This is a genomic window from Escherichia sp. WS1451, from assembly GCF_046487365.1.
Lineage (GTDB): Bacteria > Pseudomonadota > Gammaproteobacteria > Enterobacterales > Enterobacteriaceae > Escherichia > Escherichia coli.
This window is the reverse complement of the sequence record NZ_JBJQJP010000006.1, coordinates 162,192-177,029: the sequence shown is the minus strand read 5'-3', so window position 1 is coordinate 177,029 and position 14,838 is coordinate 162,192. Positions and strand designations below refer to the sequence as shown.

The window sequence follows — 14,838 nt, the reverse complement described above, 5'->3', positions numbered from 1 at the left end:
GCCAGGGGATGCTATGGAAACCTTCCTTTCCCTTCGTCATATCAACAAAACGTTTCATGCCACGCGAGCGCTGCGCGATGTTTCTCTCGACTTTATGTCGGGTGAGGTGCACTGCCTTGCCGGGCAAAACGGCTGTGGTAAATCGACGTTGATTAAAATTATGTCCGGTGTTTATCGCCCGGATGAGGGGGCGGAAATTACGCTTGGTGGGAAAAACTGGTCAAAGCTGACACCCGCCGCTTCGGTGGCGCAGGGGATTCAGGTGATTTATCAGGACCTCTCTTTATTTCCTAACCTGAGTGTCTGGGAGAATATCGCCGTGAATCACTATCACCACGGTCTGTTTGTTAACCGACGTCGTCTGCGTGAGGTGGCGCAGGCGGCAATGACCAGTATTAACGTCACATTGCCATTGGATACGCTCGTTTCTGAGCTTTCAATTGCCCGCTGTCAGCTGGTGGCAATTTGCCGTGCACTGGCGCAGGACGCACGGTTGATCGTGATGGATGAACCAACCGCTTCGCTGACCCATCAGGAAGTGCAAGGGTTATTACAGGTGGTGCATCAATTGCGGGAACGCGGGATCTGCGTGGTCTTCGTCAGTCATCGTCTGGAAGAGGTGATGGAAGTTTCCGACCGTATTTCAGTGTTGAAAGATGGTGAGCTGGTCGGGACCTTTCCGGCTGCAGAGATGACCACAAAACAACTCGGTTTCCTGATGACCGGCCAGGAGTTTGAATATCAGGTGCGAGAGTTGTGGCAGGGAAAATCCAGCACCCCAGTGCTGGAGGTGCGTAATTTAAGTCGTCATGGGGAATATCAAAATATTAACTTGCGGGTGGAAGCGGGCGAAGTGGTGTCGATTGTTGGCCTGCTTGGTGCGGGGCGCACGGAATTATGTCTGAGTCTGTTTGGTATGACCCGACCGGATGCTGGCGAGATCCTCATCAACGGCCAGCTGGTTACACTGCATAGTAACCAGGACGCCATCCGCCACGGTATTGGTTATGTTTCGGAAGATCGCATGTCGCGCGGTTTGGTGATGGCGCAATCTATTGAAGACAACATCATTAGCACTGTTTTTCACAAGGTAAAAGATCGCTTCGGCTTTCTGAGTGAGGCTAAAGTGCGTGACCTGGTGGACAGGCTAATCAAGGCATTGACCATCAAAGTCTCTGATCCTCATCTCCCGGTGAATACGCTTTCTGGTGGTAACGCGCAGCGAGTATCGATCGCCAAATGGCTGGCGATTGGGCCACGACTGTTGATTCTCGATAGCCCGACTGTCGGTGTTGATATCGCCAACAAAGCAGGAATATACGGCATTATCAGCGATCTGGCGGCTCATGGCATTGCGGTATTGATGATCTGCGATGAAATTGAAGAAGCGTGGTATCAAAGCCACCGGATTTTGGTAATGCAAAAAGGTCAGATCACCCATAGCTTCCTGCCTGACAGCAGTTCTCAGGCCAGGATTGCGGAGGTGGTCAATGGCTGAACTGAAAAAACGCCATGAATTCTGGCTGGCATTACTGATTGTGGTGCTGTTTGTTGGCCTTGCCTGGCGCAGCGACGAGTTTCTGACATTCGGTAATTTGTACGATCTCGCCAATAACTATGCCATGTTGACTATTCTCGCCTGTGGTTTGTTTGTGGTGTTGATTTCCGGTGGAATTGATATTTCGTTTCCGGCAATGAGCATCATTGCGCAATACGGCATGGTGCTGTTGCTACAAAAAATTGGTGGTAACTTTGCTGTCGCGTTTGCCCTGGCGGGCGGCATCGGCATTTTACTTGGCTTAATTAACGCCTTACTGGTTAATCGCCTACGGGTGCCTTCTATCATCATCACTATCTCGACGCTGAATATTTTTTATGGCCTGCTGTTATGGTTGAGTAAAGGTGTGTGGCTGTACGACTTTCCGCCGTGGTTTGAGCAGGGGGTAATGTTGTTCAAGTACACCGATGCTGATGGCTATGACTATGGCCTTGGTCTACCGCTGATCGCCATGATTACGGTGGTGCTGCTGACAGCGTTTATCATGAATTTCACCAGTGTAGGGCGCAAAATTTATGCCCTTGGCGGGAACCGTGAATCCGCCAGTCGCATCGGCTTTAGTGTGCTGAAACTGCAACTTTTCGTCTATGGCTATATGGGATTGATGTCTGGTGCTGCGGGTGTAGTGCAGTCGTGGACGGTGATGACTGTCGCCCCCGATTCTCTTCTGGGTTATGAGCTGACAGTACTGGCTGCGGTGGTGCTTGGCGGCACTAGTTTGCTCGGCGGGCGCGGCACGTTAACCGGTACTTTGCTCGGCGTGGTGTTGTTGGCAGTGATGCAAAACGGGCTAAATTTATTGGGAGTCTCGTCTTACTGGCAAACATTGATCACCGGCATCATCATCGTTGCCAGCATTAGCGCCACGGCGTGGAGTCAGCATCAGAACCGGAGTCTGCTATGAAAAAATCGTGGCGTAATAACGTTGAGTTTTACTTGATCGGCCTGCTGGTGCTAACTGTTGCCGCCTTCAGCATTACTATGCCGGAGATTTTCTGGTCGATAAGTAATTTCCAGTCCGTCGCTTCGCAAATGCCCGTGCTGGGCATTCTGGCGTTGGCTATGGCGGTGACCATGCTTTGCGGTGGCATTAACTTGTCAATTATTGCCACTGCTAACGCCTGTTCACTGGTGATGGCGTGGGTGGCGACTCAGTATCCACCGGGTATTGCTACGGTTGTCGCTACGTTACTGGCGGGCGCTGGCGCGGCGGTGATAATCGGTTTATGTAACGGCGTATTGATTGCTGGTATTCGAGTGTCGCCAATTCTTGCAACGCTTGGGATGATGACGTTGCTCAAAGGGATAAATATTCTGGTGACAGGCGGTAGCGCCATTGCCAATTATCCCTCATGGGTGCTGTGGTTGAATCATGCGCAATGGTTCGGTATTCCGCTACCGATGTGGTTGTTTGCCGCAGTGGCGCTGGGGCTGTGGATATTGCTGGAGAAAACGCCGCTCGGTAAAGCCATTTACCTGATTGGGTCTAACGAACGAGCAACACTTTACTCCGGCATTAACACTCGTCGGGTGCTGATTTGGGTTTATGTCATTTCCGCCTTGCTTTGTGCGGTAGCGGCATTTTTGATGATGTCGAAACTCAACTCGGCTAAGGCCTCTTATGGCGAATCGTACTTGCTGGTGTCAATCCTCGCGGCAGTACTCGGCGGGGTTAATCCGGACGGCGGCAGCGGGCGGATAATTGGTATGGTGCTGGCGCTGTTTCTTCTGCAAATTATTGAAAGCGGCTTCAATATTCTCGGTATAAGCCCCTACCTGACGATGGCCTTATGGGGAACGTTGCTGCTCTGTTTCATTCAGGCTCGCGGCATGTTGGGGCTGGATCGGGTGGTTTAAATATTGGCTATATTCAATGGACGCGTTTTGCCGCGATGACATATCAGGCATCGCCAAATACACATAGCTAATCAGGAGTAAACACAATGAAGATCAAAGCTGTTGGTGCATATTCCGCTAAACAACCGCTGGAACCGATGGATATCACCCGGCGTGAACCGGGACCGCATGATGTCAAAATCGAAATCGCTTACTGTGGCGTCTGCCATTCCGATATCCACCAGGTCCGTTCCGAGTGGGCGGGGACGGTTTACCCCTGTGTGCCGGGTCATGAAATTGTGGGGCGTGTGGTAGCCGTTGGTGATCAGGTAGAAAAACATGCGCCGGGCGATCTGGTCGGTGTCGGCTGCATTGTCGACAGTTGTAAACATTGCGAAGAGTGTGAAGACGGGCTGGAAAACTACTGTGATCACATGACCGGCACCTATAACTCGCCGACGCCGGACGAACCGGGCCATACTCTGGGCGGCTACTCACAACAGATCGTCGTTCATGAGCGATATGTTCTGCGTATTCGTCACCCGCAAGAGCAGCTGGCGGCGGTGGCACCTTTGTTGTGTGCAGGGATCACCACGTATTCGCCGCTACGTCACTGGCAGGCCGGGCCGGGAAAAAAAGTGGGCGTGGTCGGCATCGGCGGTCTGGGACATATGGGGATTAAGCTGGCCCACGCGATGGGGGCGCATGTGGTGGCATTTACCACTTCTGAGGCAAAACGCGAAGCGGCAAAAGCCCTGGGGGCCGATGAAGTTGTTAACTCACGCAATGCCGATGAGATGGCGGCTCATCTCAAGAGTTTCGATTTCATTTTGAATACAGTAGCTGCGCCACATAATCTCGACGATTTTACCACCTTGCTGAAGCGTGATGGCACCATGACGCTGGTTGGTGCGCCTGCGACACCGCATAAATCACCGGAAGTTTTCAACCTGATCATGAAACGCCGTGCGATAGCCGGCTCTATGATTGGCGGCATTCCAGAAACACAGGAGATGCTCGATTTTTGCGCCGAACATGACATCGTGGCTGATATAGAGATGATTCGGGCCGATCAAATTAATGAAGCCTATGAGCGAATGCTGCGAGGTGATGTGAAATATCGTTTTGTTATCGATAATCGCACACTAACAGACTGAAACAATTAATAAATATCCTGTGGTTTAACATATTAACTTCGCTCTCCACTTAACTTTTTAGTTAAGGAGAGCGAAATAATATCAAAGTAGCAGTAAAACCTATAACGTAAATTCAAATTGTTAAATTAACTCCCTCCAGTACACAATACTTCACACGTTAGTTATGAGCGATTTCTGATAGTGCCTGGTTTAATCAGGGCTTTATTATCTGCGACGTTTATTTTTATTTAAGAGAGATCGCGATGATATCATTAAAAGCTCCGCACAATAATTTGATGCCATATACGCAACAAAGCATACTTAATACTGTTAAAAACAATCAGTTATCAGAGGATATCAAAAGCTCCCTGGTCTCCTGTGTCGATATATTCAAGGTTTTGATTAAACAATATTATGATTATCCTTATGATTGTCGTGATGATTTAGTCGATGACGACAAACTCATTCATCTCATGGCTGCCGTACGAGACTGTGAGTGGTCAGACGATAACGCACTCACCATAAATGTGCAGTTTAATGATTTCCCTGGGTTTTATGACTGGATGGATTACCCTGATCACCCGGTTAAGTTTGTTTTTCGCATACTTGAAAATCAAAAAGGGACAGTTTGGGTATATGACCAGGATGATGCGTTTCTTGATATTAAAGCAAATGTGCAGGCTGGACGCTTTACCGGGCTTAAGAAATTAGAGCAGTTTATCGATTCAGTGCGAACAGATTGCAAATGTATTCTTCTTGAACACCATATGCCTTTGCTGAGACTTTTCCCTAAAGGGAAAGAGTGTATGCATGTGGAAAAATGGCTTCGCGAAATGTCGTCTATCCCGGAGACCGACGCGCCCATTAAGCAGGCGCTTGCGCATGGATTATTATTACACTTAAAAAATATCTACCCTGTTTTTCCTGAATCACTGGTGAGGTTATTGCTCTCTGTTCTGGACGTAAAAACATACAGAGATGATGCGCGATTAAATGAATGGATATCTAATAGAGTGCAGGAGTTAGGTGACAGATATTATCCTGTAAATAAGCACGTTAAAATCCGCTACACTCTTTAGTTCAGAAAGGGTTCCACCTGCGAGTTGTTATTCCACCAGAGAGTGAATCGCAAAGCAGGTGATCATTTCATCTGTATATCCGTATGCCAAATGGCATTCCACCGCCTTTTTCGCCGATATTTTGTTGTGATCGGCGACGCTTCGCTTAAAAAAGCATCAGCAGTGGTTTCGCAGCTATACGGTGTATAAAAAAATGATCTCATGCAGATGTTTTGTGAATGTGTGGGTTGACATTCATATGAAAAAAATCATAATTCCATCATGTTTGTGTGGGGGCTTTTCTGTATCTTACGCATCGCACTCAAGCCTGACAGAAAATATGCTGTAAGGCTCATATCAAAAACCGCCATTAGCTCATCAGGAAGAGCAGACGACAACCAGGATTGTTGTATGGTACGGGGTTCGAGGCCTCGATGGCGGTCCAACTTTTCATAACTCTTCTGAATCAGATCCCCTTATTATCATCCCTGCAAAGTGAAACATTGCCATTGTTTGGCTATTCAGGACGGGTCAGAGCAATGAAAAAAGCCCACACAGGGGAGAGTGGGCTGAAATGGGAAGCTAAAGACTCAAGTAAACTTATCGGAAATAAGGACCACGCATTACGGGGGCTATCATCGCCGATGGTCGGGATCCGGCAAATCAGGTTGATTACGTAGAGAGTAAATTATCTGCTCACCGCTGCGTCACCCCTTCGTAAATCAGGCGTAGCGCGAATACACCAATAATTGCACCAATAATCCGACTGGCAACGCGTTGCATACGCCCATAAGCACGACGCACTGCGGGCAAAGAAAACGCCTGACTAAGAAAGACTCGCCAGATAATTGATGCGAGCACAATCCCCGCCCAGGCCATTAAACGTGCCCATGTTGGTGTTTCGGCATTTAATGTTACTGAGAAAATACTGATAAAAAATAACACGGTTTGCGGGTTAGAGAGATCGGTAATTAATCCGCGGCGAAAAAAGACATACCAGGGGGCGTTAATCGGTTGTTGTAGTGTGCTCATTTGCGGTGTTGACTGGCGGCGCATGCTGCACCACGCAAACCATAAGAGATAAGCGCCGCCGACGATTCTGATAAGCGAAAAAATCTCCTCACACTGCGTAATTAGCGTTGCAAGACCAAACAAACCCAACCCGGAATAAAATGCATCGCCCAGCGCCACGCCCAGCCCGGTCAGCACCCCTGCGCGTCGACCGGAAGCCAGGCTGGTTTGTACTACCACAAAGAGATTGGCTCCCGGATTAAAAAAAGTAATCACGAACAGTCCTACGGTCAGGTAAACGGCGTGCAAAGGATCCATAGTGATTTCATCCATAAATAAGTGAAGTAACTTCATCATATTTCTACCAAAAATAATCGGGTGCGAGAGAGATCACAAAGTGTCTTATTTCCGGTTACTGGCGTTTATGCCCTGACTGAACTAATTATTAATCAACCCAATAATGTGGGTGGGTGATAGTGTGATAACAACTCTGGAGCCGTAATATGAAAATAATCTCTAAAATGTTAGTCGGTGCGTTAGCGTTTGCCGTTACCAATGTCTATGCCGCAGAATTAATGACCAAAGCGGAATTTGAAAAGGTTGCATCGCAATATGAAAAAATAGGTGATATTTCAACCAGTAATGAAATGTCGACCGCAGATGCGAAAGAAGATTTGATCAAAAAAGCCGATGAAAAAGGGGCTGATGTGTTGGTACTGACCTCCGGTCAAACTGACAATAAGATCCACGGCACGGCAAATATTTATAAGAAGAAGTAATTCTGAATCCTATGTAAACATCCCCGATGCGTAAGTTTATCGGTGATCATCATCTATTGAAATTTATGCCGGATAAAGCGTTCGCGCTGCATTCGGCAGTTCAGCTTTTCAGCCGCCGCCAGAACGTCGTCCGGCTGATACCTAAATAATTCGCCGCTGCTGTTTTATCGCCATTAAATTTCTCCAGTGCCTGTTGTGGTGTCAGTAAGCGTGGAGCGGGAGTTTTCGCCGACTCGCGCGCCAGTTCCGGCAGTAGCAGCTGCAAAAATTGCGGCGTTAAATCCGGCGTCGGTTCCACACTTAAAAACAGCGCCAGTCGCTCCATCATATTGCGCAGTTCACGAATATTGCCCGGCCAGTCGTAGTGCACCAGCACGGTTTCGCTTGCCTGTAACCCCTGGCGTAATGCGGCAGAAAACGGGGCGGAGAGCGCCGCCAGAGACACTTTCAAAAAGCTTTCCGCCAGCGGCAGAATATCCGTCACCCGCTCGCGCAGTGGTGGCAATTGCAGACGCAAAATACTCAGCCGATAAAACAGATCACGGCGAAACTCCCCTTGCCGCATATCTTCTTCCAGATTGCAGTGAGTGGCGCTAATGACTCGCACATCCACCGGAACAGGCTGATGCCCGCCGACGCGGGTGACCTCTTTTTCTTCCAGCACCCGTAACAGGCGAGTCTGCAACGGTAGCGGCATTTCGCCAATCTCATCCAGAAACAGCGTACCGCCGTGGGCAATTTCGAACAGCCCGGCGCGACCTCCACGTCGCGAGCCGGTAAACGCTCCTTCCTCATAGCCAAACAGCTCCGCTTCCAGCAGAGATTCAGCAATCGCCCCGCAGTTGACGGCAACAAACGGATGCGACTTTTTGCCCTGTCGCGCATCGTGGCGGGCAAAATATTCCCGATGAATCGCCTGGGCCGCCAGCTCTTTGCCCGTCCCCGTTTCCCCCTCAATCAACACCGCCGCACTGGAGCGGGCATACAGCAAAATAGTCTGCCGTACCTGTTCCATCTGTGGTGATTGACCGAGCATATCGCCCAGCACGTAACGAGTACGCAGGGCGTTGCGGGTGGCATCGTGAGTGTTATGGCGTAACGACATGCGCGTCATATCCAGCGCATCGCTGAATGCCTGGCGTACGGTGGCGGCGGAATAGATAAAAATTCCGGTCATTCCGGCTTCTTCTGCCAGATCGGTAATCAGCCCCGCGCCGACCACCGCTTCGGTGCCGTTAGCTTTCAGCTCGTTAATCTGCCCGCGGGCGTCTTCTTCGGTAATGTAGCTACGTTGGTCGAGGCGCAAATTAAAGGTTTTTTGAAACGCCACCAGTGCCGGAATAGTTTCCTGATAAGTGACAACGCCGATAGAAGAGGTGAGTTTTCCGGCTTTTGCCAGTGCCTGTAACACATCGTAGCCGCTCGGTTTAATCAAAATAACTGGCACTGACAGGCGGCTTTTCAGGTACGCGCCGTTAGAGCCAGCGGCGATGATGGCGTCGCAGCGTTCGTTTGCCAGTTTCTTGCGGATGTAGGTCACTGCTTTTTCAAAGCCAAGCTGAATAGGGGTAATGTTCGCCAGGTGATCAAACTCGAGGCTGATATCGCGAAACAGCTCGAATAAGCGCGTCACCGATACCGTCCAGATAACCGGTTTGTCGTCATTCAGCCGTGGTGGATGTGCCATAGCGCACCGCAAAGTTAAGAAACCGAATATTGGGTTTAGCCTTGTTTCATAATTGTTGCAATGAAACGCGGTGAAACATTGCCTGAAACGTTAACTGAAACGCATATTTGCGGATTACTTCATGACTTTATTTATAACAAATTGAAATTAAACATTTAATTTTATTCAGTCAATTGTGGCACACCCCTTGCTTTGTCTTTATCAACGCAAATAACAAGTTGATAACAAAGGATGGACTATGTCTCTACACTCTCCAGGTAAAGCGTTTCGCGCTGCACTGTCTAAAGAAAATCCATTGCAGATTGTTGGCACCATTAACGCCAACCATGCGCTGTTGGCGCAGCGTGCCGGATATCAGGCAATTTATCTCTCCGGCGGTGGCGTGGCGGCAGGGTCGCTGGGGCTGCCCGATCTCGGTATTTCTACTCTTGATGACGTGCTGACAGATATTCGCCGTATCACCGACGTTTGTTCGCTGCCGCTGCTGGTTGATGCGGATATCGGTTTTGGCTCTTCGGCTTTTAACGTTGCGCGCACCGTGAAATCGATGATTAAAGCCGGTGCGGCGGGATTGCATATTGAAGATCAGGTTGGTGCAAAACGCTGCGGTCATCGTCCGAACAAAGCGATCGTCTCGAAAGAGGAGATGGTGGATCGGATCCGCGCGGCGGTGGATGCGAAAACCGATCCTGATTTTGTGATCATGGCGCGCACCGATGCGCTGGCGGTAGAGGGGCTGGATGCGGCGATTGAGCGTGCGCAGGCCTATGTTGAAGCGGGTGCCGAGATGTTGTTCCCGGAGGCGATTACCGAACTCGCCATGTACCGCCAGTTTGCTGATGCGGTGCAGGTGCCAATCCTCGCCAACATTACCGAATTTGGCGCAACACCGCTGTTTACCACCGACGAATTACGCAGCGCCCATGTCGCAATGGCGCTGTACCCACTTTCAGCGTTTCGCGCCATGAACCGCGCCGCCGAACATGTCTACAACGTCCTGCGTCAGGAAGGCACGCAGAAGAGCGTCATCGACACCATGCAGACCCGCAACGAACTGTACGAAAGCATCAACTACTACCAGTACGAAGAGAAACTCGACGACCTGTTTGCCCGTAGCCAGGTGAAATAAAACACAACGAAAAATATCTCGACCCTACAAATGACGAGGACAATATGAGCGACACAACGATCCTGCAAAACAGTACCCATGTCATTAAACCGAAAAAATCGGTAGCACTTTCTGGCGTTCCGGCGGGCAATACGGCGCTCTGCACCGTGGGTAAAAGTGGCAATGACTTGCATTACCGTGGTTACGATATTCTTGATCTGGCGGAACATTGCGAATTTGAAGAAGTAGCGCATCTGCTGATCCACGGCAAACTGCCGACCCGTGACGAACTCGCCGCCTACAAAACGAAACTGAAAGCCCTGCGCGGTTTACCGGCTAACGTGCGTACCGTGCTGGAAGCCTTACCGGCGGCGTCACACCCGATGGATGTTATGCGCACCGGCGTTTCCGCGCTCGGCTGCACGCTGCCGGAAAAAGAGGGGCATACCGTCTCTGGCGCGCGGGATATTGCCGACAAACTGCTGGCGTCACTTAGCTCGATTCTTCTCTACTGGTATCACTACAGCCACAACGGCGAACGCATTCAGCCGGAAACCGATGACGACTCCATCGGCGGTCACTTCCTGCATCTGCTGCATGGCGAAAAGCCGTCGCAAAGCTGGGAAAAGGCGATGCATATTTCGCTGGTGCTGTACGCCGAACACGAGTTTAACGCCTCCACCTTTACCAGCCGGGTGATTGCGGGCACCGGCTCTGATATGTATTCCGCGATTATTGGCGCGATTGGTGCACTGCGCGGGCCGAAGCACGGCGGGGCGAATGAAGTGTCGCTGGAGATCCAGCAACGCTACGAAACGCCGGACGAAGCCGAAGCCGATATCCGCAAGCGGGTGGAAAACAAAGAAGTGGTCATTGGTTTTGGTCATCCGGTTTATACCATCGCCGACCCGCGTCATCAGGTGATCAAACGTGTGGCGAAGCAGCTCTCGCAGGAAGGCGGCTCGCTGAAGATGTACAACATCGCCGATCGCCTGGAAACGGTGATGTGGGAGAGCAAAAAGATGTTCCCCAATCTCGACTGGTTCTCCGCTGTTTCCTACAACATGATGGGCGTTCCCACCGAGATGTTCACACCACTGTTTGTTATCGCCCGCGTCACCGGCTGGGCGGCGCACATTATCGAACAACGTCAGGACAACAAAATTATCCGTCCTTCCGCCAATTATGTTGGACCGGAAGACCGCCAGTTTGTCGCGCTGGATAAGCGCCAGTAAATCTCTACGAATAACAATAAGGAAACGTACCCAATGTCAGCTCAAATCAACAACATCCGCCCGGAATTTGATCGTGAAATCGTTGATATCGTCGATTACGTGATGAACTACGAAATCAGCTCCAGAGTAGCCTACGACACCGCACATTACTGCCTGCTCGACACGCTCGGCTGCGGTCTTGAAGCTCTCGAATACCCAGCCTGTAAAAAACTGCTGGGGCCAATTGTCCCCGGCACCGTCGTACCTAACGGCGTGCGCGTCCCCGGAACTCAGTTCCAGCTCGACCCCGTCCAGGCGGCATTTAACATCGGCGCGATGATCCGTTGGCTCGATTTCAACGATACCTGGCTGGCGGCGGAGTGGGGCCATCCTTCCGACAACCTCGGCGGCATTCTGGCAACGGCGGACTGGCTTTCGCGCAACGCGGTCGCCAGCGGCAAAGCGCCGTTGACCATGAAACAGGTGCTGACCGCAATGATCAAAGCCCATGAAATTCAGGGCTGCATCGCGCTGGAGAATTCCTTTAACCGCGTCGGCCTCGACCACGTTCTGTTAGTGAAAGTGGCTTCCACCGCCGTGGTCGCCGAAATGCTCGGCCTGACCCGCGAGGAAATTCTCAACGCCGTTTCGCTGGCGTGGGTGGACGGTCAGTCGCTGCGCACCTATCGCCATGCGCCGAACACCGGCACGCGTAAATCCTGGGCGGCGGGCGATGCCACTTCCCGCGCGGTACGTCTGGCACTGATGGCGAAAACGGGCGAAATGGGTTACCCGTCAGCCCTGACTGCGCCTGTGTGGGGCTTCTACGACGTCTCCTTCAAAGGTGAATCGTTCCGCTTCCAGCGCCCGTACGGTTCTTACGTCATGGAGAATGTGCTGTTCAAAATCTCCTTCCCGGCGGAGTTCCACTCCCAGACGGCAGTTGAAGCGGCGATGACGCTCTATGAACAGATGCAGGCAGCAGGCAAAACGGCGGCAGATATCGAAAAAGTGACCATTCGCACCCACGAAGCCTGTATTCGCATCATCGACAAAAAAGGGCCGCTCAATAACCCGGCTGACCGCGACCACTGCATTCAGTATATGGTGGCGATCCCACTGCTGTTCGGGCGCTTAACGGCAGCAGATTACGAAGACAACGTCGCGCAAGATAAACGCATCGACGCCCTGCGCGAGAAGATCAATTGCTTTGAAGATCCGGCATTTACCGCTGACTACCACGACCCGGAAAAACGTGCCATCGCCAATGCCATAACCCTTGAGTTCACCGACGGTACGCGATTTGAAGAAGTGGTGGTGGAGTACCCAATTGGTCATGCTCGCCGCCGTCAGGATGGCATTCCGAAGCTGGTGGATAAATTCAAAATCAATCTCGCGCGCCAGTTCCCGACTCGCCAACAGCAGCGCATTCTGGAGGTTTCTCTCGACAGAGCTCGCCTGGAACAGATGCCGGTCAATGAGTATCTCGACCTGTACGTCATTTAAGCAAACAGCGGTAAGGCGTAAGTTCAACAGGAGAGCATTATGTCTTTTAGCGAATTTTATCAGCGTTCGATTAACGAACCGGAGAAGTTCTGGGCCGAGCAGGCCCGGCGTATTGACTGGCAGACGCCCTTTACGCAAACGCTCGATCACAGCAATCCGCCGTTTGCCCGTTGGTTTTGTGAAGGCCGAACCAACTTGTGTCACAACGCTATCGACCGCTGGCTGGAGAAACAGCCAGAGGCGCTGGCGCTGATTGCCGTCTCTTCGGAAACAGAAGAAGAGCGCACCTTTACCTTTCGTCAGCTGCATGACGAAGTGAACGCAGTGGCGTCAATGCTGCGCTCACTGGGCGTGCAGCGTGGCGATCGGGTGCTGGTGTATATGCCGATGATTGCCGAAGCGCATATTACTCTGCTGGCCTGCGCGCGCATTGGCGCTATTCACTCGGTGGTGTTTGGTGGATTTGCCTCGCACAGCGTGGCGGCGCGAATTGATGATGCTAAACCGGTGCTGATTGTCTCGGCTGATGCCGGAGCGCGCGGTGGCAAAATCATTCCCTATAAAAAATTACTCGACGATGCGATAAGTCAGGCGCAGCATCAGCCGCGCCACGTTTTACTGGTGGATCGCGGGCTGGCGAAAATGCCGCGCGTTAGCGGGCGGGATGTCGATTTCGCGTCGTTTCGCCATCAACACATCGGTGCGCGGGTGCCAGTGGCGTGGCTGGAATCCAACGAAACCTCCTGCATTCTTTACACCTCCGGCACGACCGGCAAACCTAAAGGCGTGCAGCGTGACGTCGGCGGATATGCGGTGGCGCTGGCGACCTCGATGGACACCATTTTTGGCGGCAAAGCGGGCGGCGTGTTCTTTTGTGCTTCGGATATCGGCTGGGTAGTAGGGCATTCGTATATCGTTTATGCGCCGCTGCTGGCGGGGATGGCGACTATCGTTTACGAAGGATTGCCGACCTGGCCGGACTGCGGCGTGTGGTGGAAAATCGTCGAGAAATATCAGGTTAGCCGGATGTTCTCAGCGCCGACCGCCATTCGCGTGCTGAAAAAATTCCCTACCGCTGAAATTCGCAAACACGATCTCTCGTCGCTGGAAGTGCTCTATCTGGCTGGAGAACCGCTGGACGAGCCGACCGCCAGTTGGGTGAGCAATACGCTGGATGTGCCGGTCATCGACAACTACTGGCAGACCGAATCCGGCTGGCCGATTATGGCGATTGCTCGCGGTCTGGACGACAGGCCGACGCGTCTGGGAAGCCCCGGCGTGCCGATGTATGGCTATAACGTGCAGTTGCTTAATGAAGTCACCGGCGAACCGTGTGGCGTCAACGAGAAAGGGATGCTGGTGGTGGAAGGGCCGCTGCCGCCGGGGTGTATTCAGACCATCTGGGGCGACGACGACCGCTTTGTGAAGACGTACTGGTCGCTGTTTTCCCGCCCGGTGTACGCCACCTTTGACTGGGGCATCCGTGACGCTGACGGTTATCACTTTATTCTCGGGCGCACTGACGATGTAATTAACGTTGCCGGGCATCGGCTGGGGACGCGCGAGATTGAAGAGAGTATCTCCAGTCATCCGGGCGTTGCCGAAGTGGCGGTGGTTGGGGTGAAAGATGCGCTGAAAGGGCAGGTGGCAGTGGCGTTTGTCATTCCGAAAGAGAGCGATAGTCTGGAAGATCGTGAGGTGGCGCACTCGCAAGAGAAGGCGATTATGGCGCTGGTGGACAGCCAGATTGGCAACTTTGGCCGCCCGGCGCACGTCTGGTTTGTCTCGCAATTGCCGAAAACGCGATCCGGAAAAATGCTGCGCCGCACGATCCAGGCGATTTGCGAAGGACGCGATCCTGGGGATCTGACGACCATTGATGATCCTGCGTCGTTGGATCAGATCCGCCAGGCGATGGAAGAGTAGGTTATTGTCGGATGCGTCG

13 protein-coding genes are annotated in these 14,838 nt (G+C 51.8%); 11 read left to right on the top strand and 2 right to left on the bottom strand.

The window, feature by feature from the left end; translation table 11 throughout:
- Positions 1-13 precede the first annotated feature (13 nt).
- The 6 genes from ACJHX7_RS10630 (at position 14) to yahM (ending at position 6,268) form a co-directional block, all read left to right on the top strand.
- On the top strand, positions 14-1,498 hold the full coding sequence (locus ACJHX7_RS10630) for a sugar ABC transporter ATP-binding protein (RefSeq protein WP_000447338.1): 1,485 nt from the start codon (positions 14-16) through the stop codon (positions 1,496-1,498).
- Entirely contained in the window at positions 1,491-2,462 is a 972-nt protein-coding gene (locus ACJHX7_RS10625) for an ABC transporter permease (protein WP_094029751.1), read from the top strand. Before ACJHX7_RS10630 ends, ACJHX7_RS10625 begins: the two co-directional genes overlap by 8 nt.
- On the top strand, positions 2,459-3,415 hold the full coding sequence (locus ACJHX7_RS10620; protein ID WP_000750339.1) for an ABC transporter permease: 957 nt from the start codon (positions 2,459-2,461) through the stop codon (positions 3,413-3,415). The genes ACJHX7_RS10625 and ACJHX7_RS10620 overlap by 4 nt, the downstream gene beginning before the upstream one ends.
- An 86-nt stretch (positions 3,416-3,501) precedes the next feature.
- The gene (gene yahK / locus ACJHX7_RS10615; RefSeq protein ID WP_000692717.1) at positions 3,502-4,551 is read left to right on the top strand and encodes an NADPH-dependent aldehyde reductase YahK; all 1,050 of its coding nucleotides are present in this window, start codon (positions 3,502-3,504) and stop codon (positions 4,549-4,551) included.
- A 242-nt stretch (positions 4,552-4,793) separates the two neighbouring features.
- Complete coding sequence (gene yahL, locus ACJHX7_RS10610; protein WP_001330069.1) at positions 4,794-5,609, top strand: protein YahL; 816 nt, start codon at positions 4,794-4,796, stop codon at positions 5,607-5,609.
- 413 nt (positions 5,610-6,022) lie between these two features.
- Positions 6,023-6,268: a protein YahM gene (yahM, locus tag ACJHX7_RS10605; protein WP_000290600.1), complete on the top strand. Its 246-nt coding sequence runs from the start codon at positions 6,023-6,025 to the stop codon at positions 6,266-6,268.
- Between the two features lie 16 nt (positions 6,269-6,284).
- Here yahM and ACJHX7_RS10600 read toward each other — a convergent pair whose 3' ends face one another.
- A complete protein-coding gene (locus ACJHX7_RS10600; RefSeq protein ID WP_000976966.1) occupies positions 6,285-6,956 on the bottom strand; it encodes a LysE family transporter in 672 nt (223 codons plus the stop codon).
- 146 nt (positions 6,957-7,102) lie between these two features.
- Between ACJHX7_RS10600 and yahO the strand changes: the two genes are divergently transcribed.
- Positions 7,103-7,378 (top strand): DUF1471 family periplasmic protein YahO, encoded by a 276-nt coding sequence (gene yahO, locus ACJHX7_RS10595; RefSeq protein ID WP_000691951.1) that lies wholly within the window; start codon positions 7,103-7,105, stop codon positions 7,376-7,378.
- Positions 7,379-7,478: 100 nt separating this feature from the next.
- Here yahO and prpR read toward each other — a convergent pair whose 3' ends face one another.
- Positions 7,479-9,065: a propionate catabolism operon regulatory protein PrpR gene (gene prpR / locus ACJHX7_RS10590; protein ID WP_000941047.1), complete on the bottom strand. Its 1,587-nt coding sequence runs from the start codon at positions 9,063-9,065 to the stop codon at positions 7,479-7,481.
- 238 nt (positions 9,066-9,303) lie between these two features.
- Between prpR and prpB the strand changes: the two genes are divergently transcribed.
- Genes prpB through prpE form a run of 4 tightly spaced genes read left to right on the top strand, consistent with a single transcriptional unit; the run spans position 9,304 to position 14,819 of the window.
- Positions 9,304-10,194, top strand: coding sequence for a methylisocitrate lyase (gene prpB / locus ACJHX7_RS10585; protein WP_000052173.1), 891 nt, complete (start codon positions 9,304-9,306; stop codon positions 10,192-10,194).
- Positions 10,195-10,238: 44 nt separating this feature from the next.
- Complete coding sequence (gene prpC, locus ACJHX7_RS10580) at positions 10,239-11,408, top strand: 2-methylcitrate synthase (protein ID WP_001285909.1); 1,170 nt, start codon at positions 10,239-10,241, stop codon at positions 11,406-11,408.
- Between the two features lie 33 nt (positions 11,409-11,441).
- Entirely contained in the window at positions 11,442-12,893 is a 1,452-nt protein-coding gene (gene prpD / locus ACJHX7_RS10575) for a 2-methylcitrate dehydratase (protein WP_094029750.1), read from the top strand.
- Between the two features lie 39 nt (positions 12,894-12,932).
- Positions 12,933-14,819: a propionate--CoA ligase gene (gene prpE / locus ACJHX7_RS10570; protein ID WP_094029749.1), complete on the top strand. Its 1,887-nt coding sequence runs from the start codon at positions 12,933-12,935 to the stop codon at positions 14,817-14,819.
- Positions 14,820-14,838: the final 19 nt, after the last annotated feature.

Excerpts from the sequence above, each read along its gene's own strand:
- ACJHX7_RS10630 (WP_000447338.1), top strand. The coding sequence starts at position 14 with ATGGAAACCTTCCTTTCCCTTCGTCATATCAACAAAACGTTTCATGCC.
- ACJHX7_RS10625 (WP_094029751.1), top strand. The coding sequence starts at position 1,491 with ATGGCTGAACTGAAAAAACGCCATGAATTCTGGCTGGCATTACTGATT.
- ACJHX7_RS10620 (WP_000750339.1), top strand. The coding sequence starts at position 2,459 with ATGAAAAAATCGTGGCGTAATAACGTTGAGTTTTACTTGATCGGCCTG.
- yahK (WP_000692717.1), top strand. The coding sequence starts at position 3,502 with ATGAAGATCAAAGCTGTTGGTGCATATTCCGCTAAACAACCGCTGGAA.
- yahL (WP_001330069.1), top strand. The coding sequence starts at position 4,794 with ATGATATCATTAAAAGCTCCGCACAATAATTTGATGCCATATACGCAA.
- yahM (WP_000290600.1), top strand. The coding sequence starts at position 6,023 with ATGGCGGTCCAACTTTTCATAACTCTTCTGAATCAGATCCCCTTATTA.
- ACJHX7_RS10600 (WP_000976966.1), bottom strand. The coding sequence starts at position 6,956 with ATGATGAAGTTACTTCACTTATTTATGGATGAAATCACTATGGATCCT.
- yahO (WP_000691951.1), top strand. The coding sequence starts at position 7,103 with ATGAAAATAATCTCTAAAATGTTAGTCGGTGCGTTAGCGTTTGCCGTT.
- prpR (WP_000941047.1), bottom strand. The coding sequence starts at position 9,065 with ATGGCACATCCACCACGGCTGAATGACGACAAACCGGTTATCTGGACG.
- prpB (WP_000052173.1), top strand. The coding sequence starts at position 9,304 with ATGTCTCTACACTCTCCAGGTAAAGCGTTTCGCGCTGCACTGTCTAAA.
- prpC (WP_001285909.1), top strand. The coding sequence starts at position 10,239 with ATGAGCGACACAACGATCCTGCAAAACAGTACCCATGTCATTAAACCG.
- prpD (WP_094029750.1), top strand. The coding sequence starts at position 11,442 with ATGTCAGCTCAAATCAACAACATCCGCCCGGAATTTGATCGTGAAATC.
- prpE (WP_094029749.1), top strand. The coding sequence starts at position 12,933 with ATGTCTTTTAGCGAATTTTATCAGCGTTCGATTAACGAACCGGAGAAG.